The organism is Stanieria cyanosphaera PCC 7437 (assembly GCF_000317575.1).
Lineage (GTDB): Bacteria > Cyanobacteriota > Cyanobacteriia > Cyanobacteriales > Xenococcaceae > Stanieria > Stanieria cyanosphaera.
In genome coordinates this window covers 2,272,494-2,295,247 of the sequence record NC_019748.1, presented here as the reverse complement: position 1 = coordinate 2,295,247, position 22,754 = coordinate 2,272,494, and the positions used below count along the sequence as shown (strand labels likewise).

Sequence of the window (22,754 nt, the reverse complement as noted above, 5' to 3'; positions counted from 1 at the left end):
AAGATCACTGAAAAACAAAAGAATTTTATGAAGTTTATGTAAAGTTAAATTGTTAAAGCGAATTTTAATCAACAAATTTAAGGAGTATATAAAAATGAGTTATGATTTTGATTTATTCGTTATTGGTGCAGGTTCGGGAGGAATTGCTGCTGCCAGACGCGCTGCTGAATATGGCGCAAAAGTTGGTATTTCGGAATTTAATCGTCTTGGTGGAACGTGTGTCAATCGTGGTTGTGTTCCCAAAAAATTGATGGTATACGCTTCCCATTTTCCTGACAATTTTAAAGCAGCATCTGGATACGGTTGGACAGTAGGGGAAACTAGCTTTAACTGGGAAAAGATGATTACGGCAGTTAATAATGAAGTGACTCGTCTCAATGGTATCTATCAAAAAATGTTAGATAATTCTCAAGTTAAACTTTTTAACGGTTATGCACAGTTGATTGATTCCCATACGATTGCTATTGGTGAAGAAAAAGTCACTGCTGACAAGATTTTAATTGCTGTGGGTGGAAAACCAACTAAACCAGATACTATTACCGGGATCGAACACGCGATGACTTCTGATGATATTTTTCATCTTCAAAAACAACCAAAAAGAATTGTGATTATTGGTGGTGGTTATATTGGGGTTGAGTTTGCTTGCATTCTTAATGGTTTGGGTTCTGAAGTAACGCAAGTCATCCGTGGAGATAAAATTTTGAAAGGTTTTGATGAGGATATTCGAGAAGAAATTCAAACCGCAATGCAACATAAAGGGATTCGCATTATCACTAACTGTGATTGCGACCATATGAAGATTGAACCAATTGAAACAGGTTTGCAAATTACCATTAAATCTTTGGACAATCATGAAGAAATTATAGTTGCCGATGCAGTTAGTTTGGCAGCTACAGGTAGAATTCCTAACCTGGAAAATTTGGGTTTAGAAAATACTAAAGTTGAAGTAGTCAAAGGCGCGATCGCAGTAGGAGAAAAAAGTCAAACTGCCGAAGCAAATATCTATGCAATAGGCGACTGTACCGATCGCATTAATCTTACTCCTGTAGCGATCAAAGAAGGAAGGGCTTTTGCTGATCATTTTTATGGTGATAAATCTTATCGAATGAGTTACGATAACGTTCCTACTGCTGTATTTTCTAGTCCAGAAGCTTGTACAGTTGGGTTAACTGAAACAGAAGCAAGAGAAAGATATGGAGAGGCAGTCAAAGTTTATCGAAGTAAATTTCGTCCTATGTATTATACGTTGCCAGATTTGCCAGAAAAAACCCTCATGAAATTGATCGTTGATACCAACACCGATAAAGTAGTCGGCGCACATATGGTAGGAGATGATGCTGCTGAGATCATTCAAGGTGTTGCGATCGCAGTTAATATGGGTGCAACTAAAGCTGATTTTGATGCAACTGTAGCTATTCACCCTAGTTCGGCAGAAGAATTTGTCACCATGCGGTAATTCTGATAAACGATTTTTTTGTTATTTCTGTAGGGGCGAATTTCCTTCGCCCTTTTTTTTAGCTGAAGATTTATTTTCTTTTATGTTTTTGACAAAAGTATTATCTAATGATAGAGCGATCACTATTAGTTTTATAGTTTGGTTAAAAGAGTTATTGATTTACTCTAATCATACATAATTTTTATAGCGATCGCTTCTAAAATAAATGCAATTAGTTTAATTAGAAGAATAGTTATCAGAATAAGAACAAGCAGTTTCTTGTACCATTCTTCCCATAGACTCAGGAGAAGCAAATTGCCATTGGGAATTAGGAATATCTATACTTCGCCATTGATTTTCAGAACAATTAAACTCCATAAATGAACTTTCTTCTCTTTCTTCGTTTTCTTCAACTACTTTCCAAAGAATAAAAGCTTTTGTCGTATTACCTGAATCAACAATTGAATCAATATCAACATAAGCGGTATATTGTCCATCATCAGAATAGCCAACCAGTTGATAATTTTCAGCTAAAACAGGACTAATTTCGATCAATAAACTAAAAGACAAAAAGGAAAGAATACTTCTTACAATATTGATTGTTTTCATAACAAAATTTTGAGCAACCTATTTATCTATAATCATTAAAAAAAAATAGTTGCCGATGATTTAGATCTATATATTTGAGTGATCAAGATATTTATCAATCTGAAATAAATTGATTAATTGTAGTAAAAAAAATATTAAGTAATTACGGTTACCTTCTGTTTTCTACTTTTTACTTTTACTTCTTGCCTGTAGTCTACCAAGCACGAAAACTACTGTAATTAAATATAGGTGTAAACAAGAGTATTGTTGCTATTTCCTGATACAATACTTTTGAGTGTTATAAAATGATGACAATTATGGCAGATACTAAAGGTGCTGATGCAGTAGATAATGCGATCGCACAAGGCATAGATTTGGATGGTTCACCAATTCCTGCCAAGAAACTAGAATTATATAACCAAGTAATGGGGTTAGAAGCAGGAAGGCAAAGAAGTGGTGTAAGCAATACTATGCGTTCTCGTATTGTTCGTATTGGCGCAAAACACATTGCTCAAGAAGAACTCAATCAAATGTTAATTGATGCCGATTTTGCTGCTCTTAAAGAAAAAGAAATTGCTTTTTATTACGGTGGCAAATAAATTATAGAAGTTTTTGTGCTTGGTAAACTACAAGCAAGAAGTAAAAAGTAGAGACGTGTCTTGGTGAGCGTTCCTTTGCGCCCGCAGGTGAGCCAGCGCGGTCTTGGGGTATCCCCAAGTGGAGCGACTGGCGTGGCGCAGGATCTCACCGCAACATTTTACGTCTGTACAAAAGTAAAAATTAGAGAAATAACCTATTTTGTTTCTATTTTATGATAGAAATGATTGGTAAAGTTTTATCGCTCAAATCAATAATGGCATCAAAGTCATAACTATCAACTAATTCTGTCAATTGTAAAGCTACAGACTGATGAGTAGCAGGGATTTGAGAAATCAATTCTGTCAGACTATCGGCATCTACAGCGATCGCAGCTTGTTTAAGTTGTTCAACCCATTGCTCGGACATAAAGCTTAAATCTTCAGTAGTCACTAAAGAAGTAGAATTCAATCTTGTTTCTTCTTGATAGATGTATTTCACACCTAAATGCTGCGCCATTTTTGCAAAGATAATTGTTTCTTGGAAGGGTTTGCGGACAAAATCATCACAACCAGCCGTTAAAATTTTAGCTCTTTGTTCTTCAAAAGCCGATGCTGTCAAAGCAATAATTACAGTATTACAATCATGCTGCTGCTTAATTTTTTCAGTAGCAGTATAGCCATCCATGACAGGCATTCGCATATCCATCCAGATCAGATGAGGTTGCCAAGCTTGCCAAATTGCGATCGCTTCTTGACCATTTTGAGCGATCCGAGTTTGAAAACCTACTGTTTGTAGTAATTTTTCAAGTAATTTACAATTAGCTTCTTGATCGTCCACTACTAAAATTCGATAATCAGGTTGATTAGGAGCAAGATGCTTGATTTTAACTTCAGATTTCGATTTGAGTAGAGAAGCATCGCTAAGAGTTGCTTGAATGTAAAAACTAAAACTAGAACCTTCTCCAATTTTACTTTTAGCTTCAATCTTTCCTCCCATTAACTCCACAAATTGGCTACTAATAGATAACCCTAAACCTGTTCCTCCTTCTGATTCAATGCCAGTAGCAGTTTGTACAAAAGGGTGAAATAATTGTTTTAACTCTTCAGGTGCAATACCTTTTCCTGTATCAGTTACTTCAAAATAAATAGTTATGGGTTTTGTGGCTGATTCAACTGTCAAAGATGCAGTAGCAACAACTGATGTAACTCTCAAAGTTACTCCTCCTTGTGCAGTAAACTTAATCGCGTTACTCAATAAATTTATTAATACCTGACGTAATTTACGACAATCACTCACAATATATTGCGGTACATCAGAAGCTAGAACAAAATTAAAAGATAGTTGTTTTGATTCAGCACGAAATTGAAACATTTCTCTAATCGTCTGCAATAACTGGTGTAAATCAAAAGATTCTTGATTCATCACTATTCTTCCTGCTTCAATTTTCGACATTTCCAAAACATCGTTAATCAAATTAAGAAGATGTTCGCCACTACGATTAATAATTGCCAGAGATTCTTGTTGTGAAGAAGTTAAACGTTCATCTCGTTCCATTAACTGAGCAAAACCGAGAATTGCATTTAGAGGAGTTCTCAATTCATGACTCATATTGGCAAGAAACAAACTTTTGGCACGATTAGCAGTTTCTGCTTCTTTAGCTTTGATCTCCAATTGTTGACGAGATAAAGTTAATTGTCGCGATAACCAGTTAACACCAACAGATAAACCTAAAACTGATATTAAACCTACTAAAATAATTGTGCTGGCTAATTGACGAGCAGGAGCATAAGCCTCATCGATAGAAATTTCTACTAATAAAGCCAGATCTTGGTCATTAAGCCAACGATATACTCCTAAGACAGGGAAATTGGCATAGTTGTTATAAGTTCCATAACCACTCATACCGCTCATTGCTGCATCAATTCCTGGACTGCTGATTCCATCAGGAAAGTCACGTTCGCTTTTTGTGTCTCTAGAAATAAAAGTATTTTTACTCACTAAAGAGCCAACTAAATAAGTTTCACCACTATCACCCAATCCTGTACGTTCCCGAACAATGCGGTCTATTCTTTCTAAATTAAGATTAATCAACAGCATTCCTTGACGTTGTTGTTGTTGGTTACGGATGGGTTTAGCTAGAGTGATTGCAGGTTTGCCTGTAAAAGGAGAGACATAAAAAATAGGGGAAAAATTATCTCCTAATTTAACTTCTTCTACATAAGTAATATTGGCAAGAATTTCATATTCTCCTTCTCTTTTTTTATTAGTAGAAAGCAAAATTTTGTTACTACGGTCTAAAATATAAATTTCTTGTAAATTTGGCTTTATTTTAACTACTTCTGTTAAATATTGCGAAATTTCTTGATAAGCATTTAAATATTGCTCGTTAACAACAGAATGATTCAGAAGAGTTTTTAAATTTTTTTGGACTTCTGGTAATTGAGTAGTTAATAAAAAATCTCGTTGTTGATCTTCAAACCAACGGGTAATCTCAGCTTCTTTGAGGTTGGCAGCAGCACTAAGACGATTAAAAGCAGATTGTTGTAAAGCTTGTCTAGCTCGAAAATAAGCTACTCCTCCCACTACTCCAACCGTTATCAGTGCCAACAGTAGAAAGTAATTGACAACTTGATCGACTGGAGATTTTTGCCATAGCTTCATTGGTGCTTATTAATAATTCGGCTGCTTGTCTAGTTAATTTTACTTGCTGTTTTTTCCTCAAATAATAATTGGTTTGTTAGCTTCGCTCAATTCCAATTAGCAAAAATTTGTTTGATTTCTGCGATCGCATTATCGGCTGCTTGTTCAGGAGTAATCCGATCAATTACTATTTTAGTCAATGCTTTACCCCAAACATTATTTTTTAATACTACACTGTAAGCTGGATTTCGCTCTGTATAAAATAACCGAGTTGGACATTTGGTTAAAATTTTTGTGGTAGTAGTTAGATATGGATCTTGTGAGTTTTGCCAAAAGGGGTCTTGCCAAAGAGGTTTTTGAACTGGTACATTCCTAATCCCAGAAGCTTTGATATATTCTGCAAGTATGTTTGGTTCAATTAAATAGCGTAAAAATTCTTTAGCAAGGTTTGAATGGGTTGAATCTCTAAGAATTACTGCCTGTTTAATTGATAACAAATAACGCATCGGCTGACCATTAGGTTTTTTAGGAAATTCTAAGATTCCCAATTGATTGTAATAAATATCGTTGTCTTGACGAACCGCAGCAGGAATAGAAAGGGTGACATTTGGAGTCATTACTACCACCCGATTGAGCAAATTGCGATTATTATCTGTATTCAACCAATTGATTGCATCAGGAGGAATATAACTTTGTTGGTACAATTTGCTATACCACTCTAAACATTGAATAATTCCCTGACGAATTTCTGGTTGATCGACTAATAAGTTACCTTCGCGATCTACTAAAGTAAGATTGTAAGCTTCTAAAAGATGTTCAAACAATAAATAAGTATCTGACGAAGCAACTGAAAGAGGAAATCCTAAAGCGTAAATATTTTTTTGTAATTGCTTTTTGGATTGATTTTGCACTTGAAGCCAAAATTGCCAAAAATCATCCCAATTTTGCGGAATATCTTGCTGAGAATAACCTAAAGCTGCTAGTAATTTTTGCCAGTAAAAAATCTGAATAGTGGCTTGATAAATCGGTATCCCGTAATAACTTTCCTTACTTTCTACTTGATTGTAATAAGTAATTGCTTTGATAGCATTTTCATCATATAAACTTTTAACAGGCTCGATTAGTTCTGAAACATCAGCTAATTTTCCTTCCCAAGCTAAACGAGGATACAAAGTCAAATTTCCTGTTTGACTTAACACTAGATCTGGAGATTCTAGCATTTGTGAGGCTCTAGCAGTTTTTTCTAATAATTCGTTAGTAGTATAAAAAGATAATTTAACCTGATGACCAGTTTTTGATGACCAGTTTTTAACCAGTTTTTGAAAAGCTTCATCTTCTTCTAAATTAAAACCTTTTTCCCACCAAATATTTAAAGTAGAAGTTTGAGAAGGAAATTGACTTTCTGGCGATCGCATTAGTTGAGGACGATTCGAGCAACCAATGATCATTAAAACTATACATACAAACAAAAAAATATATTTATACTTAAAACCAAAACGGCTTCTTGGCTTAATTAACATTTAAATGCGTTTCGTTCAATTTCATTTGAAATTTATGAGTTAACATTTTAAGAAAATAACCCTATAACTCAATCGAGAAGAACTAGAGAAGAATGTTGTTAGTGATCAAGTTCTTTATGATTACCATTGAGCAAAAATTTGTTTAATTTGTGCGATCGCACTATCGGCTGCTTGTTCACTTGAAGTATTATTTACTAACACTTTCTTTAAAGCTTGACCCCAGACGTTCTCTTTCAAAACAATACTATAAGCAGGATTTAAATAAGTGTAATAAATTCGCTGTGGTTGTTTAGTAAAGGTATGGGTAGCAGTGAAAATGTGTGGATCTTTTCGATCTTTCCAAAAAGAATCTTGCCAAACAGATTTTAATACTGGTGAGTGACGACCACCTGCAACTTTCAAAAAGTTACCATTGATTTCTGGTTTAATTAAATAGGTCAGAAAGTCTTTTGCTGCTTCTTGATGTTTTGAATCAGCCAACAAAATTACTTGTTGAATTGTAACTAAGTAACGCATCGGTTCACCATTAGGTTTATTAGGTAACTCCAAAATACCTAGTTTTTTCTTGTAAGTATCGGGATCTTGACGAACTGCTGCTGGAATAGAAAGAGTATCATTAGTCGTCATTAAAACATCACGATTCAGAAAACTACGATTGTTATCTGGATTCAACCATTGCAAAGCTTCAGGTGGAAAATAACCCCCTTGGTAAGATTCTTTATACCAATCTAAAACTTGAATAATACCTTGACGTACCTCTGGGCGATCGACGCTTAGCTTTCCTTGTGCGTCTAGAATAGGAATATTGTATGCTTCTAAAATTTGTTCAAAAGTTTGATAAGTATCTCCTGCTTCAATTGATAAAGGCAAACCCATGCCATAAATCTTAGTTTTTTGTTTTATTTCCAGTTCATCCTGAGCTTTTTGCCAAAATTTCCAAAAATTATCCCAATCTTTAGGAATATCACTGTCACTATAACCAATTTGTTCTAGAAAATCTCGCCAGTAATAAACGTGCATAGTCGCCTGATGAATAGGCAGCGCGTAATAACTACGTTTTTTTTCAACATCATTGTAGAGATTAGCTGTCTTTAAAACGTCTTTAGTATAAAGATTTTCAATCGGTTTAATTACTGTAGAAACATCTGCTAATTTTCCTTCCCACGCCAAACGTGCTGTCAGAGATTTTTCTCCTTTAAACATGGCAATTAGATCTGGTAAATCTCCCGATTGCAATTGTCTTTCTACTTTCTTAAACAGTTCATCAGTTCCATAAAAAGACAACTTAATTTGATAACCACTTTGCTGTTCCCAATTGTTGATTAATTGTTGTAAAGCTTCATCTTCCTCAGAATTAAAGCCTTTATCCCACCAGATTTCCAAAACTGTCTTTTGAGCAGGAACACCGACTTGTGACGATTGACTTGACTGAGATAGCTTTCCAGACTCAGATACTAATTTCTCAGATTGAGAAAAATTGACACAAGCAACAATTGTTAAACAGATAGCACCTGAAATCAAAATATATTTGAAATATTTATTGAAAAAGATTGCAAACATATTTATCGAAAATTTTGGGTTTAAAACCCCGTGCTTCTAGCAGGGCTTTTCTTGCTTTTGAATGTATTTCTTTAAGACTTCAAGAGGTGCGCCGCCTACGGTTGAAGTGAAGTAGCTTGGACTCCACAGAGCGTCCTTTCCGTAAGGCTTTTTAAACCCTGCTTGACCATAGCGACGACTAGAGACTCCTTTTAAAGCATTAACCATCTGCGATACAGACAACTTTGGAGGAAACTCAATGAGCGCATGGATATGGTCAGATTCTCCATTAAATTCCAGAATTTTGAAATTCATCTTTCGCGCAACTTCCGCAAAAGATTTCTCAATTACGCTCAGGCTTTCAGCCGTTAGAATCGACCTACGGTATTTAATTACACAGACCAAGTGAATCTTAAGGTCAGATACGCTGTGTCTTTCCTGGCGAAGTTGAGTTGTCATTTTTAACAGACCAATGTATAATCGAATCACAGACCAATCTTATTATAAGCGATGAAAGCTCGATATCAATACAGATTTTACCCAACCATCCAACAACAGGTGAGTTTAGCTCAACTGTTTGGCTGTGTTCGAGTTGTCTGGAATGATGCCTTAGCTTTCTGCAAGGAGTCGGAAAAGCTGCCAGGGTATAACAAGCTTGCTGCCAGGTTGACTCAAACCAAAAGACTCGAAACAAGAGAATGGTTAAGGGAGGTTTCTTCTGTCCCATTGCAGCAATCCTTAAGACAATTAGACACTGCCTACAAGAACTTTTTCGAGTCCAGAAATGGAAAGAGAAAAGGCAGCAAAGTAGGCTCACCTAAATTTAAGAAGAAAGTGAGTCGCCAGTCAGCAACCTTTGCCAATACGGCTTTTAAGGTTTCTGATGGTGAAGTCTATTTAGCTAAGATTGGTAATTTAAAGCCAGTTTGGTCTAGAGAACTTCCCTCACATCCAAGTTCTGTAACTGTGATTAAAGATTGTGCTGGACGCTATTTTCTAAGCTTTGTAGTTGAGGTTGTACCTAATCAAGTTGAGGCTAAAAATCAAAGTATTGGAATTGATTTGGGTATCAAAACGTTTGCTGTGATGAGCAATGGCTTTAAGGCAACAAGCCCCGACTACTCGAAACAGAATCGTAAAGTTCGCAAACTACAGAAGAAGTTAGCACGCCAACAAAAGGACTCTAAACGGAGAAATAAGACTCGTCTTCAAATTGCCAAACTGCATAATCGGATTGCCGAGACTCGGAAAGATTTTCTACATAAACTATCGACTAAAACAGTTAACGACAACCAAGTGATTGTTTTGGAAGATTTAAATGTGTCAGGAATGGTTAAGAATCGTCGATTAGCCAGAGCGATTAGTTTGCAAGGCTGGCGAGAGTTTAGAAATTTGTGTGAAGCTAAGTCGGAAAAGTCTGGTCGGACATTTCAAACGATTGATAGATGGCAACCGACTAGCCAAGTTTGCTGTGACTGTGGTTTCAGGTGGGGGAAGATCGATCTTTCAGTACGTTTTGTAGTCTGTTTGAGTTGCGGTATAGAGCAAGACAGAGACGAAAATGCAGCAAAAAATATAGAAATGGTCGGGATAGGGCATTGCCACGACCTTAAACGGACGCAGAGAGACTGTAGGACCAGTTCGCTGGCAGGACTCGATGAAGTGTCAAGAATCACTGCGGCTTCAGCCCAGTGAGTATGTCAAGTTTACAGATTAGACATGAATTTAAAGAGTTGATGAGGAGATAAATTTACTCGTTCTCTTAAGATAGACTGAAGGTTAAGTGAGCGATTTTTGAGCGAATAAGTTGACGTTTAATAAGTTGCTGAGAGCGCAAGGCTAGACACCAGTTAAATAACTTCTATATGGGGGTGGAGAGACTTGAACTCTCACGACTTGTTGAAGGTCAACGGATTTTAAGTCCGCAGCGTCTACCGATTCCGCCACACCCCCTAACTTCTGCTTAGTTAAGCGAGTTATTTATTTAAGCCTTATTTATAATACAGTAAATTGAGTATATTGCAACACTGATTTCCAGAAAAAATTTTTTTTGTTTGATTAAGCCTCAAAAATAACCTCATTCTACTCCACAGGTTACAATAATTGAGATTCAATCAATAGACTGGTTATGCTAGCAATAGAAACTACTACTCTAGTCGCTTTAATATATTTAGTTTTGAGCGGTGTTTATTTATTAGTGCTACCCGCAATGATTTATTTTTATCTCAAAAGTCGCTGGTATGTGGCTAGTTCGATTGAGAGGGTATTTATGTACTTTTTAGTTTTTCTGTGTTTTCCTGGAATGTTACTATTAAGTCCCTTTCTCAATTTCCGTCCCAAGCGTCGCGCTGTTTAAATAAAATGTTTTTGTCAGGCTTGGTATTTGAAGTCATTACTCAAGAAAATAAAACCAACTAGCAAAATTTTTCTGGAAAGTTGATTACTTTGAGGATGGCAAAAAACTGAGTTTTGGAACTATTGAAAATGCGTAGAATTGATGTAATTGCGATCGCTTTGGGTGTCTTTATAGCTGGCGGAATGATTTATCTAATCTTGCAATTTGTGGGAGTAGATGATCTTTCTGCTGGTATTTGGACACAAACTATTTTAGTAGCTGGGTTATTTGGTTGGTTAGTAACCTATTTATTTCGGGTTTTTACTAAAAATATGACCTATAATCGACAGCTTGAAGAATACGAAGATGCAGTTTTAGAAAAGCGTCTATCAGAAATGTCCCCAGAAGAATTAGCTAAATTGCAAGCTGAAGTAGAAGCGGAAAAAAAAGCTCAGGATCGTTCCTGAAGTTTGACCTAATTAGTGAGAAAATATTAACTTGGCTGTTTTGAAGTTACTTTTTTTCAAAACGGCTGTTTATTTTTGTCTGATTGAAGCAATTTTGCTTGGTTGGCAGATATTTCTGAGCGAAGGTACTGTACTCTGGTCACAATCGATTTAATTTTATGAAAATTGTCGCGCTGAAAACTATTGTGGCTTGTCCCTGTAGACGGGGCGTTCAAGCCGAAGCCCTGAGCAACGCGAAGGGTCTGGAAGTGAATTCCGCAGACAGCCCCTCATGAAAGCGCGACCAACCCAATCGGAGCGAAGCGACATCCTTTTAGTCCCTTTTTTACTTTTTACTTTTAATAGCTATGATTTCTGTTTCTGCCTGCTTTCAAGCTCTTAAGCAACGTTCTGAATGCGCTTTAATTCCTTTTATTACTGCTGGCGATCCTGATTTGGAAACAACAGTTAAAGCTTTAAAAGTGCTGGCAAATAATGGAGCCGATCTAATTGAATTAGGTGTGCCTTATTCCGATCCTCTGGCGGATGGCCCTACAATTCAAGCTGCTGCTACCAGGGCGTTACAACAAGGAGTAACGTTAGATGATGTTTTGGCAGTAGTTAAAGAAGTAAGAACAGAAATTGAGATTCCGATTATTCTTTTTAATTACTACAATCCCATTTATTATTTGGGAATAAAAACTTTTTTGGAGAAAATTAAGGCAGCAGGAGTACAAGGTTTAGTTGTTCCCGATCTTCCTTTAGAAGAAGCAGAAATACTGCTGACACCAGCTACAGAATTGGGGATCGAAGTTACACTATTAGTTGCCCCCACTAGCCCGATTGAGAGAATTAAAGCGATCGCAACTAAATCCCAAGGTTTTATTTATTTAGTTTCTGTAACTGGTGTGACTGGGATGCGAACTCAAGTTGCTACTCGCGTAGGCGATTTATTGGTTGATTTGCGCTCAGTAACGGATAAACCGATTGGAGTAGGATTTGGCATTTCCTCTCCCGAACAAGCCAAACAAGTCAAGGAATGGGGGGCTGATGCAGCCATTGTTGGTAGTGCTTTTGTTAAACGTTTAGCTTCAGAAAACCCGAAGGAAGGGTTAAAAGAAATTGGTGATTTTTGTCGGAGTTTAAAACAGGCAATTTCTTAGCCTCGTTGCTGAAGAATAAATTGCGCGATCGCGAGATCTACAGGAGTGGTAATTTTGAGGTTGGTTTCTTCTCCCATCACAATTTTGACCGGGAGTTGACATCTTTCAAACAAAGCAGCGTCATCAGTTACCTGCCACCCCAAGTGACGCCCTTTTTGATGAGCTTGTTTTAATAATTGAACCTCAAATCCTTGGGGAGTTTGGGCAGCCCAGAGCTTGCTGCGGTCTGGGGTATCCTGGATATATCCCGAACTATCAACAATTTTGATCGTGTCTTTGACGGGAATGGCTGCAATCAAACCTTGACAATCCGCCAAAGCATCCGCACAACGGTCAAATAAATCTGGTGTAGCCAAACATCTTGCTCCATCATGGATTAAAACTTGCTTGGCTGTATCTGGTAGAGCTTGTAAGCCATTATAAACCGACTCTTGACGGGTTTGGCCACCTTGGATCAGTTCAATCGGTTTAGTTAAAGAAAGTTGAGTAATCATCGCCTTAAAATTGGGAAAATCAAGGGGTTGCCCCATAATCCCAATCCATTGAATAGTTTGAGCAGACTCTGCTGCTAGTAAAGTCCAGGCTAGTAAAGGCTTTCCCTGCAATTGTAATAAAAGTTTATTGCGATCGCTACCCATTCGACGACCCATTCCCGCAGCAGGAATTAATAAATACATTTACGATTTTTCCCTAAAAAATAAACGGTTTAGGTATATCTTCCATTAAAATTGAGCAACAGATGTAAGGTCTATTCATTATTCCTAAAAGATGCGAATACTAGCCCTCGTTCCTGGTGGAATTGGCGATCAAATTCTCTTTTTTCCTACTCTTGAAACTCTCAAGAGTAAATACCCCAACGCCGTGATTGATGTTTTAGTAGAACCCCGTGCTAAAGCTGCCTATCGAATCTGTAAAAATGTCGATGATGTTTTGATATTTGACTACAAAGATCGCAGTAGTCTAGCTGATTATCTAAATCTTCTAGGTATTATTCGTGATCAAGAATATGATGTTGCTTTAACTACTGGATCTCCCTGGTTTGTTGAACTATTACTTTGGCTCAATGGAATTCCTGTTCGAGTTGGGTATAAAAACAACAATGCTTGGTTACTTTCTAGTTCAGTTCCTTTTAAATCAGAACAGTATAAAGCTCATACCTATCATGATTTATTAGCAGGATTGGGAATCAATGTTCCTTGTCCTCCAATTCAAATTAATGTACCTAAAAACGACATTAATTGGACAGAAAACGAAACCAATCGCTTAGATATCAAAGATAGTGGTTATATTCTGCTTTATAGCAGTTCAGAACTTTATCCTCTTGCTAGCTGGCAAAAAATAGTGACAGATATTTGCTCAAAACAACCAGAGCTACCCATTGTCTTGCTACAGGATGCCAATAATGGAAAATGGATTAGTGCTGTTCAACAAACTGTTCCATCTTTAAAAATCATTACACCTACTGATCTAGGTAAATTAGCTGCTACTGTAGCAGGAGCTAACCTGTTACTTTGTACGGTTAGTATTCCCATGTATCTAGCTATAGCTACTGGTACTTACGCGATCGCTTTATCTAGTTCTACTGAGGAAAAATTACTTCCTCCGAAGAGCGACAGTTATCTCAGTCTTCAATCATCGACTGGAAAACTAGCCGATCTCAAACCAGATCAAGTTCTCGAACAAGTTTGGCGCAGCTAAATTATTGGGATAAAACATTTATTTATTTGGTGGGACTTTCTTTCTACAATTGTCAGATTGAAAGGCCCATTAATTGTAAGTAAAATCTTTAAATTGTTTGACTACTATATTAACTATTGATATTCTTAAATCGTCTTATTTGGTTAGATTGAGGCAACTTTTAGCTTACAGTTCAACTGTTTACTTCAATTATTTTAAATTCAATTAATTGTTCTTTAGTTAACAAAATACTAATTGGGTATTTTAATACTTACTAAATAATAGCTTAATTCAAACAAAATTATGTAATTTTGCTTATTTTTCAATGAATGACGAGGAAAAAACAATCCCTAAATCTTTTACAGAAACAATTCAATTAGTCAAGCAGTTTGCTATAAAAGAAATTATCAAAGAAACCAACCAAAAAAAACTTTATTATCATACAGTAGATCATGCTTATGCCGTTGAGCGTAGAGCCTTAATTATTTTTCAAGCTCTTGAGCTTAACCAAGAAAATTTTCAAGGATTAAAAAATATTGGGCGCATTAAAGGCTTAATTCAACTTAGTGCGATTACTCACGATCTTGTCCAAGAATATATTCGGTCTGATGAATTATACGCGCCACGAAGACGACCATTAGGCTTAAGTGAAATGACTACTATCAATAAATTATTTGCTTATATTAATAAGCTCAACCAAAAGCTTGATAGCTCTGTTGGCTTTACCAAACAAGACTTAAAAATTATTTCCCAGGCTATCAGGGCTACTATTTGTAATTATGATTCAAAACAAGATTCAATTTATCAACCTTTACTTTATCAATCTCGACCAAAAATATCAGTAGTGGCGAGAATTATTGGTTTAGCAGATTTAGGTGCTTTAGGAATGGAAGGAATAGAAGCCTATCTTCGTGAAAGTGGCTTAATTTTTTTAGAAGAAAATCTTGACCTTGTACCATTGTTATTATCAAATGATTTAGACTCGCCAACTCAATTGATAGCCTTACAAAACAAAGAAGAAATTAGAAAAAGATTGCTTAAAGCTGCTCGTTTTTTAGTTAACTTTGCCAAAGGAAGAGAAGCTAGATTGCATCAAGAAATTCAGGATTTTACCGCAGCTTCTCGGCTCATTTTACAAAATCAAGTTTTTAAATATCTCAATCCCAAAACTATTCAAACCATAGAAGAACAAACTCCTACGGCAGATAACACTACTTTGGCAGAGTTATTAAATTATTTTCAGTTTCCCAAATATGTTGCTCGTTAATTGAAGAAATTGATTACCAATTACGCCAGCCACCTTGAAGTTCTTTTGTTCCTTTAACTAATAAATTTTGATATTCTGCCGAACTTGCCCATCTTTCTATTTCTCTGGCTCGAATTACAGGCACAGGATGGGTTAATTGGGCTGTTTGGGCGTTTTTTAGCAGTTCTCCTAATTGATCTTCAGTGGCACTATCGTAAGCTTTAGCTTGCTCAATAAAAGCATCTAAATTTAACTGAGAAGCTAGACGAGGAGAACCACCAGCAAGTTTCATTAAGACAGACATGACTACTTGAGGATTTTGCGTAGCGAGTAAAGCAGCGCGATCGCAACTAAATTCGGCACAACGTATCCATTGCAACATTTGCTCTTGTAAGGACTGAGCTAAAATTGTTCCCCAGGTAGGAAGCAAGTTGGCTGCTAAGACCATAATATTAGCCATAGTCAGATAAACCCCGTGTTCACACTTGAGATGCCCTAATTCATGAGCAATGACTGCCTGAATTTCTTCGGCAGTTAACATCTCAATTAAAGAAGTATGAAGCACCATAAAGGGTTGTTTGCCCCGCATCGCAAAAGTATAGGCGTTAGGGACAGGGTTTTGTTGAACGTATAATTGAGGGGGTTCTAAATCTAAAACTTGACAAGCTTCTAGTAATAACTTATGTAATTGAGGTAATTGCTTCTCACTAACTAAAACACTAGCTGCAATATTGTTGAGATAAAAAAACTGTTCTGCTACCGAACCGAGTAAACTGCGAATTGCTAAATCTAAACCTGGTAATTGTTTTAAGGTAGTGGTAGCCTGTAAGTCAAGGGGATGGCGAAAATCATCCGCCTTTAGTCCCGTTAATACTTGTTTCATTAAATTCATGGTAATGATTAATTAATTATTCAAACAACCAACTGTTAATGCGTTGCAAGCTTTTCCAGTCAGGTTTTCTGGTTAATCCATCTTTGATATTGGTTTCAATTTCATCTTTGAAGCGATTGTCAAACGCGATCGCTCTTTGGACTAGCTCAATATGGGGTCTAACTCCCTTCTCTTCAGAATCTAACATAGCTAGAGCTAAATTAATTCGAGCTTGAGGATCGCGAGCATCAATTTTGACACTTTTTTGTGCTGCTTTGAGAGCTTTATTCGGTTGCTCGGTTAACAGATAAAGCCAAGCTAAACAAGTCCAGGCAGAAGCATTTTTAGGAGCGCGATCGCACAGGGATTGGAAATATGGAATTAGTTGTTCTGGTGGTTCTCCTGCCTGATATTTCGCCAAACCTTCTTCAAACAGAACATCTATAGCTTGATCCATGATTTTTTTTCATTAGTAACAACCAAAGCAGGCTAATATTGCTTGCTCTATAAAAATATATAGTGTTTCTTACATTAATGAAATATTGTTGATAGTTAATTGCTACTTTTTACTTTGATCCTTCGCTGTCGCTGGCTGACGCCGAAGCGCTATGGTTACAGACGTAACATGTTGCGGTGAGACCCTGCGCCACGCCAGTCGCTCCACTTGGGGATACCCCAAGACCGCGCTGGCTCACCTGCGGGCGCAAAGGAACGCTCACCAAAACACGTCTCTACTTTTATTAACCTTTTCGTTGTTTATTATGGGTTAACAGAGGTAGAGGAGAATTAGATGAACTAGGAGGAAGAGCGTATTTGGTATTATTTTTGACTGCAACTGCTTGAGATTTTTGTAGTTGTTGCCAACGAACTAAGATTCCGATCACAGCGATAATTAAACCAACAGATAACAAACTCCAGCGTCCACCAACACCACCAATTACCGCATCCACTGCACCCAAAATTAAAATAAAGCTGGAAATAGGTTCTTTACGATAGGCTAGTTTTAAAGATCTAGGAAAGAAAATGTTCATCGGTGTTGTTCAATCAAAACCTTGATTGCAATTAATTTCAGCTTAACGGAAAACCTCCCGTAATGTGTCCTTATCTTAGCAGCATCATTATTAATTGAAGCCTTAGTTAGATTTAAATTGCTTTTTGTGTCGATTTACTTTTAAAACTTGATTTAAATTATCAAGACGTTCCCTCAAGAACGCCTCAAAAACTTTTAACTGTGTTTTATTAATTCAAAACAATTATTGTAAACCTAACCAAGACAGTAAACCTTGTCCTGTCAAATATTCAATTACTAAAGTCAATGCAAAACCAATCATTGCTGCTCGACCATTTAATCGTTCAGCGTAGTCGTTGAAACCAAATTTGGGGTCTTCTAATTTAGGAGTAGTAGTAGGTTGAGATTGGCTCATCAGCTAATTTACCTCTTGTCTAGTAAAATTCATAATTCTTTACTTTTTTATCTTATCGTAAAAGAAAAGGTGGACTGAAAATCCACCCTTATTTTTAACAATTGCTTTAGTCACGACTGTTGAGGGCAATTAGAAGTCGTAAGATAAAGACAAACAGATTAATGTAAGTAAGATACATCGAAAGAGCAGCAGGTAGATATTGGTCGTTACGATAAGCACGAGGAAGAATATAAAAATCTACGACTGCTGAACCTACAAATAAAGCCACACCAATTCCAGAAATGGCAATTTCTAGCCAACCAGGAGTGTAAACTCCAAAAAAAGCCAAACCTAGTTGAGCTACAAGAACAACCAGTAAAGCGATAACTCCCAAACGAACAGTTTGAGCCAAAGCTAAACCATCGCTCTCGGAAAGGTTAGAACCAATATTACGACCGACAATAAAAGTGACACCGCAACCTGCTGCTGCAATACCAATACCTGGAATACCGACTCCCGAAGTACTGAGAGCCACAAAAACTAAACCACTAAGAGTATAGCCAGATAAAAGACTGTAGAGAGCTAATAAAGGTAAAGCTGTGCTATTATCTCCTTTTTCTGCTACTCCACGAGCGATAAAAAATAAAACTAATTCAGCGATTACTGCACCGATAAAAGTAGGCATAAATAGGTCAGGGCGAGCATTAATCACCCCCAAACCACCATAAGTACCCAAAGCAGTAAGAATTAGACCGCCACCGAGATATGGTAAAGCGTTAGCGATAACATTGGGTCCAAGTAAAGCTTGTCCTTTAGCTTCTCTAATCGCTTGGCGAAAATTGCTTGTATTACTCATGAGCTTGTTTCTTTAAATCAAGACTATTTTTAAATTTTCACTTATCTATTTCGATCTTAATTCAAGGATTAAAGTCTAAAAATTAATCAGAGATAGGGATTACCGAATTTTTAGCTAAAATTTATTTTGAGTCAAACCAGTATAAAAAAAAATCACTCTAGTGCGATCGGCTACATTCCAAGCTAGAGAAGTAGTTCACAATAAAAAAGAAAAAAATAGTTTTGATCTTTACTCTCAATTATGGTTGGTTATGAAAACCCGGATCATTGTGTCTGGTCTTGGTCGTACTGGGTATAAAATCTATACATTACTGCGACAACAAAGAGCAGATGTCGTCGGGATTAGCGATCGCCCGATTAGTGTCTCACCTACAGAAAAAATTATCATCGGGAATTCGACTTCAGCCACTACTTTAATTAATGCAGGAATTAAAGAAGCTCAAACTTTGATTTTGGCTCATAATGATGATGCGCTTAATTTAGCAATTTTGACTCAAGCTCGATTGATTAATCCTCGGGTTCGGATTATTAATCGTTTATTCAATCAGACTTTGGGCGAGCGTCTCGATCAAACTCTGCCCGACCACTTTACGATGAGTGTAGCTTCTTTATCTGCACCCATTTTTACCTTTGCAGCCTTGGGCAGTGCAGCGATTGGACAATTAAAATTATTTAATCAAACTTGGCCTATTCATGAGGAAATTATTGATCAAGATCATCCTTGGTTAGGTAAATCCTTAAAAGAATTGTGGAACAATCCCAGTAGAATGCTCATTTATTATCTTCCTACTGAAGGAGAAATCGATTTAGTTTCCGCAGTGATCAAAGGAAAAACTTTACAACCAGGAGATCATCTGATTATCGGTACTAAACCGACTATTCGCTACCAACGTCGTTCTTACTGGCAAAAAGTTGTTAAAGCAGTTACTAATTTACCTCAATATCAAAGATATGCTCGTTCGGTTGCGGTCGTTAGTTTGTTTTTATTATTGATGATTTTTTTGGCAACTCTAACCTATGTCAGTGTGAGTTTTAATACTTCAATTGTCGACGCACTCTATTTTTCCGTCGGCATGATCACAGGAGCAGGAGGACAAGAACAAGTCGCTGAAAAAGCTCCCGATGGGATTAAAATTTTTACAACGGTAATGATGTTGGTCGGGGCAGGAGTAATTGGAATTTGCTACGCTTTGATTAACGATTTTATTTTGGGTAGCCGTCTTAAACAAGCTTGGGATGCTGCCAGAGTGCCAACCCATCATCATCATATTGTCTGTGGTTTGGGCGGAATTGGGATTCAAATTGTTAGACAGCTACATCAACAAGGACATGAAGTTGTTGTGATCGATTCAGATCCTAACAATCGATTTCTGCATACGGCTCGTTCTCTAGGAGTACCTGTAATTATCGAAGATGGTAGTCTGAATGCTACTCTCAAAGCAGTTAATTGCGACCGCGCTGTTAGTCTGATTGCGGTTACGAGCAACGACATGATTAATTTAGAAATAGCTCTAACAGCTAAAGCACTTGCTCCTCAAATAGCCACAATTGTTAGGAGTTACGATCCGCAGTTTGCTCAATCAATGCAAGAAGTCTTTGAATTTGATCGAGTTTTGTCTCCAATTGAATTATCAACCCATTCCTTTGTTGCTGCTGCTTTGGGTGGCAGAATTTTAGGTAATGGCATGACTCAAGATTTACTCTGGGTAGCCTTAGCTACAATGATCACCGCCAAACATCCTTTTTGTGGCATGAAAATTCAAGATGCAGCCATGAAAGCAGATTTTGTTCCTCTTTATTTAGAAAGAAATGGTCATACTATTCACAGTTGGGATTTATTAAAAACCTTGCTTACTCCTGAAGATATTTTGTATTTAACCATGCCGGCTAGCAATTTAGAGCAGTTGTGGCGAACTCCTCCTTCAGAAGAGTTGGTTTTTCATTAAAAAAAAGGAATTTCTAAACCATTGTAAAGAACGCGATCGCGTCCTTGAGCTTTAGCTTCATACAAAGCGCGATCGGCAGCAGAAATTAACAGTTCAGGAGTAGAATTAGCATGAGGAATAATACTAGAAATACCTAAACTAAGAGTTACGTATGGATTAACTTGAGATAAATTATGAGGGATTTTTAGTTGCTTAATTTCTTGTCTAATTGCTTCGGCTACTCTAATTGCACCTTCACCACTAGTAAAAGGAAGAATAATCGCAAATTCCTCCCCACCATATCGAAACACTAAATCTGCTGGACGTCTAACAATGTAACTCATTCCTTGAGCTACTTTATAAAGACAATCATCTCCTGCTTGATGTCCATATTTGTCATTGTAGGCTTTGAAATAATCAACATCACATAAAATAAGAGATAGAAACTGTTTTTCTCGGGCGCATCTTGACCATTCTTGAATAATATATTCATCAAAACGACGACGATTAGCAACTTGAGTCAAACTATCGATATTAGCCTGACGTTTAAGTTCACAATTAGCTTCTTTCAAAGCTATTTCCATTTGCTTGCGATCGCTAATATCCCGAAAAGTCATCGCAAACCCATCGTTCAACTTGACTGCCACAATTTGAAACCAAGCTTGCAGAGAATCAGATTTATAAAAATGCTCTTGTTCTAAAACAATACAATTTTCTACTACTTGAATAAATAACTTAAAAAGTCCATCAAATAAGTGTCCTGGTAATTGATCAAATAAACACTGACTCAACAAACTATCTCTGGTTTCTCCCACTGTCATTGCTGCTACTGGATTAGCTACTACCCAACGAAAATCAATTATTTTTCCCTCTTTATTTCGTACAGATTCAAAAGCTGCTACACCATCTAAAGAACTATTTAAAACTCCAGCCAAAAGAGCTTGAGATTGATTTAGTTGCTTTTCGACAATTTGACGTTCGTGAATTTGTTCTTCAATAATTGCTGCTAACTTGTTTTGTTCTCTAGCAAAAGCCAATTGAGTTTCAATTCTAATCACTACTTCATCAATAAAAAAAGGTTTAGTAATATAATCTACTGCTCCTAATTTAAAAGCTTGTACTTTATCAGATTCTGAATCTAATCCACTCAAAAAAATGACCGGAATTTTGCGAGTTCGTTCATTAGTTTTAATAATTTGACATACTTTGTAACCATCTATGACCGGGATCATAACATCAAGCAAGATTATGTCAGGAAGATTGTTTCTAACAGCATTTAATGCCATTTCTCCATTAACTACGCAATTAACTTGATAACCATGCTTGCTTAAAATAGATGACAACAAGCGTAAATCATCTGGCAGATCGTCAACAATTAATATATTTCCTTTGGATACTTCGTTGTACAAATCGCTCATTTACCATGAGTTAATAATAATTATTCATAGACTAAATTTTTTGGGTTGGCAAGATAATCAACTTCAGTTTTTGCCAAGACCCAAAATCAAGAAAATTAACGAAAAGCTTGACAATAAAGTATTTTCCCAAGTAATAAATAAAAGTATTTAATTAAGTTTTAAAAAAGAGAGATAATACTTCAACAATTTATCTTATCTTTTGCTATATTTGCAAGATTAAAAGTTAATTACACTTTAATTGTTATTACACGCAAATGTTGAGACTATCAAGAGTATTTCTACGGGTATAAGGATTCCAAGTCGATAATTGTTGTGCGGGATAACTCATTAGTTTAGCGCGATCGCTTTGACTCAATCCTTTGACTAAACTAAAATCTGCACCTGCAATACTTTGAAGATGACTTAAATCTGCTCCAGTCAAATCTGCTGCTCTAAGATCTGCTCCTTGTAATTCTACACTTCCTAAACGAGCATTACGCAAACAAGCACCAGTTAAAAAGGCTTTTTGTAGATTTGCACCACTTAAAGAAACATTTTCTAAAATAGCTTCAGTTAGATCTGCTCCTGAAAGATAAGCACCAATTAATTTAGCACCTGTTAAATCAACTCTACGTAAATTAGCAGTGTTGAGATAAGCTCCATTGAGATTCGCACCAGGGCCAACCGCACCAGAATTTTTATAATTGAATCCTTCAGGAAAAATAGTTGCTTGGTCATAAAGAGATACTTGTAGTTTAACATTGTCAAGCTTTGCATCTGTAAAATTTGCCTGACGCAGATCGGAACGATTTAGGTATGCTCCTTCAAGATTCGCACCTGTTAAGTTTGCACCTGTTAAATTAATACCTCTTAAATCAGTACCTGTTAAATTTGCACCTGTTAAGTTAGCACCACTTAAATTGGCGTTAGTAAGAGTAGCTTGACTCAAGTTAGCATTAGTAAGATCGACCCCACTCAAGTCAATGGCGTATAGATCAGTCTTACTCAAATCTTTCCCTACCAAACTTGCTCCTGAATTAACTTGATTAATAAGATCTTGAGCAGTTAAAAAGTAATCTTCTTTTGATGAAAGTTCTGTGCGGTTATCAACACTCGGCATAATTAATCTGGAAAA

Annotated in this window: 22 protein-coding genes and 1 tRNA gene; 9 read left to right on the top strand and 14 right to left on the bottom strand. The window is 36.6% G+C overall.

The annotated features are described in order from the left end of the window. Nucleotides 1-94 precede the first annotated feature (94 nt). Nucleotides 95-1,456 carry a glutathione-disulfide reductase gene (gor, locus tag STA7437_RS09990; protein ID WP_015193263.1) on the top strand — a complete coding sequence of 454 codons (1,362 nt, stop codon included), beginning with the start codon at nucleotides 95-97 and terminating at the stop codon, nucleotides 1,454-1,456. A 216-nt stretch (nucleotides 1,457-1,672) separates the two neighbouring features. Here gor and STA7437_RS09985 read toward each other — a convergent pair whose 3' ends face one another. Continuing rightward, complete coding sequence (locus STA7437_RS09985) at nucleotides 1,673-2,044, bottom strand: hypothetical protein (protein WP_015193262.1); 372 nt, start codon at nucleotides 2,042-2,044, stop codon at nucleotides 1,673-1,675. Nucleotides 2,045-2,340: 296 nt separating this feature from the next. Here STA7437_RS09985 and STA7437_RS09980 point away from each other — a divergent pair, with 296 nt between their 5' ends. Next, nucleotides 2,341-2,622: a small RNA NsiR4-regulated ssr1528 family protein gene (locus STA7437_RS09980; protein ID WP_171815450.1), complete on the top strand. Its 282-nt coding sequence runs from the start codon at nucleotides 2,341-2,343 to the stop codon at nucleotides 2,620-2,622. A 205-nt stretch (nucleotides 2,623-2,827) separates the two neighbouring features. On the opposite strand, the gene STA7437_RS09975 is transcribed toward STA7437_RS09980, so the two are convergent. The 4 genes from STA7437_RS09975 to tnpA all read right to left on the bottom strand — a co-directional run bounded on the left by STA7437_RS09975 (nucleotide 2,828) and on the right by tnpA (nucleotide 8,760). Beyond that, the gene (locus STA7437_RS09975; protein ID WP_015193260.1) at nucleotides 2,828-5,263 is read right to left on the bottom strand and encodes a hybrid sensor histidine kinase/response regulator; all 2,436 of its coding nucleotides are present in this window, start codon (nucleotides 5,261-5,263) and stop codon (nucleotides 2,828-2,830) included. A gap of 86 nt (nucleotides 5,264-5,349) precedes the next feature. Beyond that, complete coding sequence (locus STA7437_RS09970; protein ID WP_245562101.1) at nucleotides 5,350-6,690, bottom strand: ABC transporter substrate-binding protein; 1,341 nt, start codon at nucleotides 6,688-6,690, stop codon at nucleotides 5,350-5,352. A gap of 192 nt (nucleotides 6,691-6,882) precedes the next feature. Further along, nucleotides 6,883-8,322: an ABC transporter substrate-binding protein gene (locus STA7437_RS09965; protein WP_015193258.1), complete on the bottom strand. Its 1,440-nt coding sequence runs from the start codon at nucleotides 8,320-8,322 to the stop codon at nucleotides 6,883-6,885. Nucleotides 8,323-8,358: 36 nt separating this feature from the next. Further along, nucleotides 8,359-8,760, bottom strand: a complete 402-nt coding sequence (gene tnpA, locus STA7437_RS09960) for an IS200/IS605 family transposase (protein WP_015191811.1) — start codon at nucleotides 8,758-8,760, stop codon at nucleotides 8,359-8,361. A gap of 51 nt (nucleotides 8,761-8,811) precedes the next feature. Here tnpA and STA7437_RS09955 point away from each other — a divergent pair, with 51 nt between their 5' ends. Continuing rightward, complete coding sequence (locus STA7437_RS09955; RefSeq protein WP_015193229.1) at nucleotides 8,812-9,996, top strand: RNA-guided endonuclease InsQ/TnpB family protein; 1,185 nt, start codon at nucleotides 8,812-8,814, stop codon at nucleotides 9,994-9,996. 171 nt (nucleotides 9,997-10,167) lie between these two features. Here STA7437_RS09955 and STA7437_RS09950 read toward each other — a convergent pair. Continuing rightward, nucleotides 10,168-10,254, bottom strand: a tRNA-Leu gene (locus STA7437_RS09950). A gap of 175 nt (nucleotides 10,255-10,429) precedes the next feature. Between STA7437_RS09950 and ndhL the strand changes: the two genes are divergently transcribed. The 3 genes from ndhL (at nucleotide 10,430) to trpA (ending at nucleotide 12,245) form a co-directional block, all read left to right on the top strand. Continuing rightward, nucleotides 10,430-10,657 carry an NAD(P)H-quinone oxidoreductase subunit L gene (ndhL, locus tag STA7437_RS09945; protein ID WP_015193257.1) on the top strand — a complete coding sequence of 76 codons (228 nt, stop codon included), beginning with the start codon at nucleotides 10,430-10,432 and terminating at the stop codon, nucleotides 10,655-10,657. 128 nt (nucleotides 10,658-10,785) lie between these two features. Continuing rightward, nucleotides 10,786-11,103 carry a DUF3007 family protein gene (locus STA7437_RS09940; protein ID WP_015193256.1) on the top strand — a complete coding sequence of 106 codons (318 nt, stop codon included), beginning with the start codon at nucleotides 10,786-10,788 and terminating at the stop codon, nucleotides 11,101-11,103. 347 nt (nucleotides 11,104-11,450) lie between these two features. Then, entirely contained in the window at nucleotides 11,451-12,245 is a 795-nt protein-coding gene (gene trpA / locus STA7437_RS09935; protein WP_015193255.1) for a tryptophan synthase subunit alpha, read from the top strand. On the opposite strand, the gene ispD is transcribed toward trpA, so the two are convergent. Next, nucleotides 12,242-12,922: a 2-C-methyl-D-erythritol 4-phosphate cytidylyltransferase gene (gene ispD, locus STA7437_RS09930; protein WP_015193254.1), complete on the bottom strand. Its 681-nt coding sequence runs from the start codon at nucleotides 12,920-12,922 to the stop codon at nucleotides 12,242-12,244. The two genes, trpA and ispD, sit on opposite strands and share 4 nt — an antisense overlap. 91 nt (nucleotides 12,923-13,013) lie before the next feature. Here ispD and STA7437_RS09925 point away from each other — a divergent pair, with 91 nt between their 5' ends. Continuing rightward, nucleotides 13,014-13,943 carry a glycosyltransferase family 9 protein gene (locus tag STA7437_RS09925; RefSeq protein WP_015193253.1) on the top strand — a complete coding sequence of 310 codons (930 nt, stop codon included), beginning with the start codon at nucleotides 13,014-13,016 and terminating at the stop codon, nucleotides 13,941-13,943. Between the two features lie 304 nt (nucleotides 13,944-14,247). After that, nucleotides 14,248-15,189: a hypothetical protein gene (locus STA7437_RS09920; RefSeq protein ID WP_015193252.1), complete on the top strand. Its 942-nt coding sequence runs from the start codon at nucleotides 14,248-14,250 to the stop codon at nucleotides 15,187-15,189. Between the two features lie 13 nt (nucleotides 15,190-15,202). Here the strand turns inward: STA7437_RS09920 and STA7437_RS09915 are convergent, their stop codons facing one another. The 5 genes from STA7437_RS09915 to STA7437_RS09895 all read right to left on the bottom strand — a co-directional run bounded on the left by STA7437_RS09915 (nucleotide 15,203) and on the right by STA7437_RS09895 (nucleotide 18,298). Continuing rightward, complete coding sequence (locus STA7437_RS09915) at nucleotides 15,203-16,060, bottom strand: M48 family metallopeptidase (RefSeq protein WP_015193251.1); 858 nt, start codon at nucleotides 16,058-16,060, stop codon at nucleotides 15,203-15,205. 16 nt (nucleotides 16,061-16,076) lie between these two features. After that, complete coding sequence (locus tag STA7437_RS09910) at nucleotides 16,077-16,496, bottom strand: tetratricopeptide repeat protein (protein WP_015193250.1); 420 nt, start codon at nucleotides 16,494-16,496, stop codon at nucleotides 16,077-16,079. 283 nt (nucleotides 16,497-16,779) lie between these two features. Then, the gene (locus tag STA7437_RS09905) at nucleotides 16,780-17,070 is read right to left on the bottom strand and encodes a hypothetical protein (RefSeq protein WP_015193249.1); all 291 of its coding nucleotides are present in this window, start codon (nucleotides 17,068-17,070) and stop codon (nucleotides 16,780-16,782) included. 222 nt (nucleotides 17,071-17,292) lie between these two features. Further along, nucleotides 17,293-17,463 carry a hypothetical protein gene (locus STA7437_RS26145; protein ID WP_015193248.1) on the bottom strand — a complete coding sequence of 57 codons (171 nt, stop codon included), beginning with the start codon at nucleotides 17,461-17,463 and terminating at the stop codon, nucleotides 17,293-17,295. A 106-nt stretch (nucleotides 17,464-17,569) separates the two neighbouring features. Further along, nucleotides 17,570-18,298, bottom strand: coding sequence for a Bax inhibitor-1/YccA family protein (locus STA7437_RS09895; RefSeq protein WP_015193247.1), 729 nt, complete (start codon nucleotides 18,296-18,298; stop codon nucleotides 17,570-17,572). Nucleotides 18,299-18,548: 250 nt separating this feature from the next. On the opposite strand from STA7437_RS09895, the gene STA7437_RS09890 reads away from it, so the two are divergent. Further along, on the top strand, nucleotides 18,549-20,243 hold the full coding sequence (locus STA7437_RS09890; protein WP_041619929.1) for a potassium channel family protein: 1,695 nt from the start codon (nucleotides 18,549-18,551) through the stop codon (nucleotides 20,241-20,243). Here the strand turns inward: STA7437_RS09890 and STA7437_RS09885 are convergent. Both STA7437_RS09885 and STA7437_RS09880 read right to left on the bottom strand, forming a co-directional pair. Further along, on the bottom strand, nucleotides 20,240-21,640 hold the full coding sequence (locus tag STA7437_RS09885; RefSeq protein WP_015193245.1) for a GGDEF domain-containing response regulator: 1,401 nt from the start codon (nucleotides 21,638-21,640) through the stop codon (nucleotides 20,240-20,242). The two genes, STA7437_RS09890 and STA7437_RS09885, sit on opposite strands and share 4 nt — an antisense overlap. A gap of 244 nt (nucleotides 21,641-21,884) precedes the next feature. Continuing rightward, on the bottom strand, nucleotides 21,885-22,739 hold the full coding sequence (locus tag STA7437_RS09880; RefSeq protein ID WP_015193244.1) for a pentapeptide repeat-containing protein: 855 nt from the start codon (nucleotides 22,737-22,739) through the stop codon (nucleotides 21,885-21,887). Nucleotides 22,740-22,754: the final 15 nt, after the last annotated feature.

Excerpts from the sequence above, each read along its gene's own strand:
- STA7437_RS09965 (WP_015193258.1), bottom strand. The coding sequence starts at position 8,322 with ATGTTTGCAATCTTTTTCAATAAATATTTCAAATATATTTTGATTTCA.
- ndhL (WP_015193257.1), top strand. The coding sequence starts at position 10,430 with ATGCTAGCAATAGAAACTACTACTCTAGTCGCTTTAATATATTTAGTT.
- STA7437_RS09910 (WP_015193250.1), bottom strand. The coding sequence starts at position 16,496 with ATGGATCAAGCTATAGATGTTCTGTTTGAAGAAGGTTTGGCGAAATAT.
- STA7437_RS09970 (WP_245562101.1), bottom strand. The coding sequence starts at position 6,690 with ATGATCATTGGTTGCTCGAATCGTCCTCAACTAATGCGATCGCCAGAA.
- gor (WP_015193263.1), top strand. The coding sequence starts at position 95 with ATGAGTTATGATTTTGATTTATTCGTTATTGGTGCAGGTTCGGGAGGA.
- STA7437_RS09975 (WP_015193260.1), bottom strand. The coding sequence starts at position 5,263 with ATGAAGCTATGGCAAAAATCTCCAGTCGATCAAGTTGTCAATTACTTT.
- STA7437_RS09890 (WP_041619929.1), top strand. The coding sequence starts at position 18,549 with ATGAAAACCCGGATCATTGTGTCTGGTCTTGGTCGTACTGGGTATAAA.
- STA7437_RS09905 (WP_015193249.1), bottom strand. The coding sequence starts at position 17,070 with ATGAACATTTTCTTTCCTAGATCTTTAAAACTAGCCTATCGTAAAGAA.
- ispD (WP_015193254.1), bottom strand. The coding sequence starts at position 12,922 with ATGTATTTATTAATTCCTGCTGCGGGAATGGGTCGTCGAATGGGTAGC.
- tnpA (WP_015191811.1), bottom strand. The coding sequence starts at position 8,760 with ATGACAACTCAACTTCGCCAGGAAAGACACAGCGTATCTGACCTTAAG.
- STA7437_RS09985 (WP_015193262.1), bottom strand. The coding sequence starts at position 2,044 with ATGAAAACAATCAATATTGTAAGAAGTATTCTTTCCTTTTTGTCTTTT.
- STA7437_RS09940 (WP_015193256.1), top strand. The coding sequence starts at position 10,786 with ATGCGTAGAATTGATGTAATTGCGATCGCTTTGGGTGTCTTTATAGCT.
- STA7437_RS09980 (WP_171815450.1), top strand. The coding sequence starts at position 2,341 with ATGGCAGATACTAAAGGTGCTGATGCAGTAGATAATGCGATCGCACAA.
- STA7437_RS09915 (WP_015193251.1), bottom strand. The coding sequence starts at position 16,060 with ATGAATTTAATGAAACAAGTATTAACGGGACTAAAGGCGGATGATTTT.
- trpA (WP_015193255.1), top strand. The coding sequence starts at position 11,451 with ATGATTTCTGTTTCTGCCTGCTTTCAAGCTCTTAAGCAACGTTCTGAA.
- STA7437_RS09955 (WP_015193229.1), top strand. The coding sequence starts at position 8,812 with ATGAAAGCTCGATATCAATACAGATTTTACCCAACCATCCAACAACAG.
- STA7437_RS09885 (WP_015193245.1), bottom strand. The coding sequence starts at position 21,640 with ATGAGCGATTTGTACAACGAAGTATCCAAAGGAAATATATTAATTGTT.
- STA7437_RS09895 (WP_015193247.1), bottom strand. The coding sequence starts at position 18,298 with ATGAGTAATACAAGCAATTTTCGCCAAGCGATTAGAGAAGCTAAAGGA.
- STA7437_RS26145 (WP_015193248.1), bottom strand. The coding sequence starts at position 17,463 with ATGAGCCAATCTCAACCTACTACTACTCCTAAATTAGAAGACCCCAAA.
- STA7437_RS09880 (WP_015193244.1), bottom strand. The coding sequence starts at position 22,739 with ATGCCGAGTGTTGATAACCGCACAGAACTTTCATCAAAAGAAGATTAC.
- STA7437_RS09920 (WP_015193252.1), top strand. The coding sequence starts at position 14,248 with ATGAATGACGAGGAAAAAACAATCCCTAAATCTTTTACAGAAACAATT.
- STA7437_RS09925 (WP_015193253.1), top strand. The coding sequence starts at position 13,014 with ATGCGAATACTAGCCCTCGTTCCTGGTGGAATTGGCGATCAAATTCTC.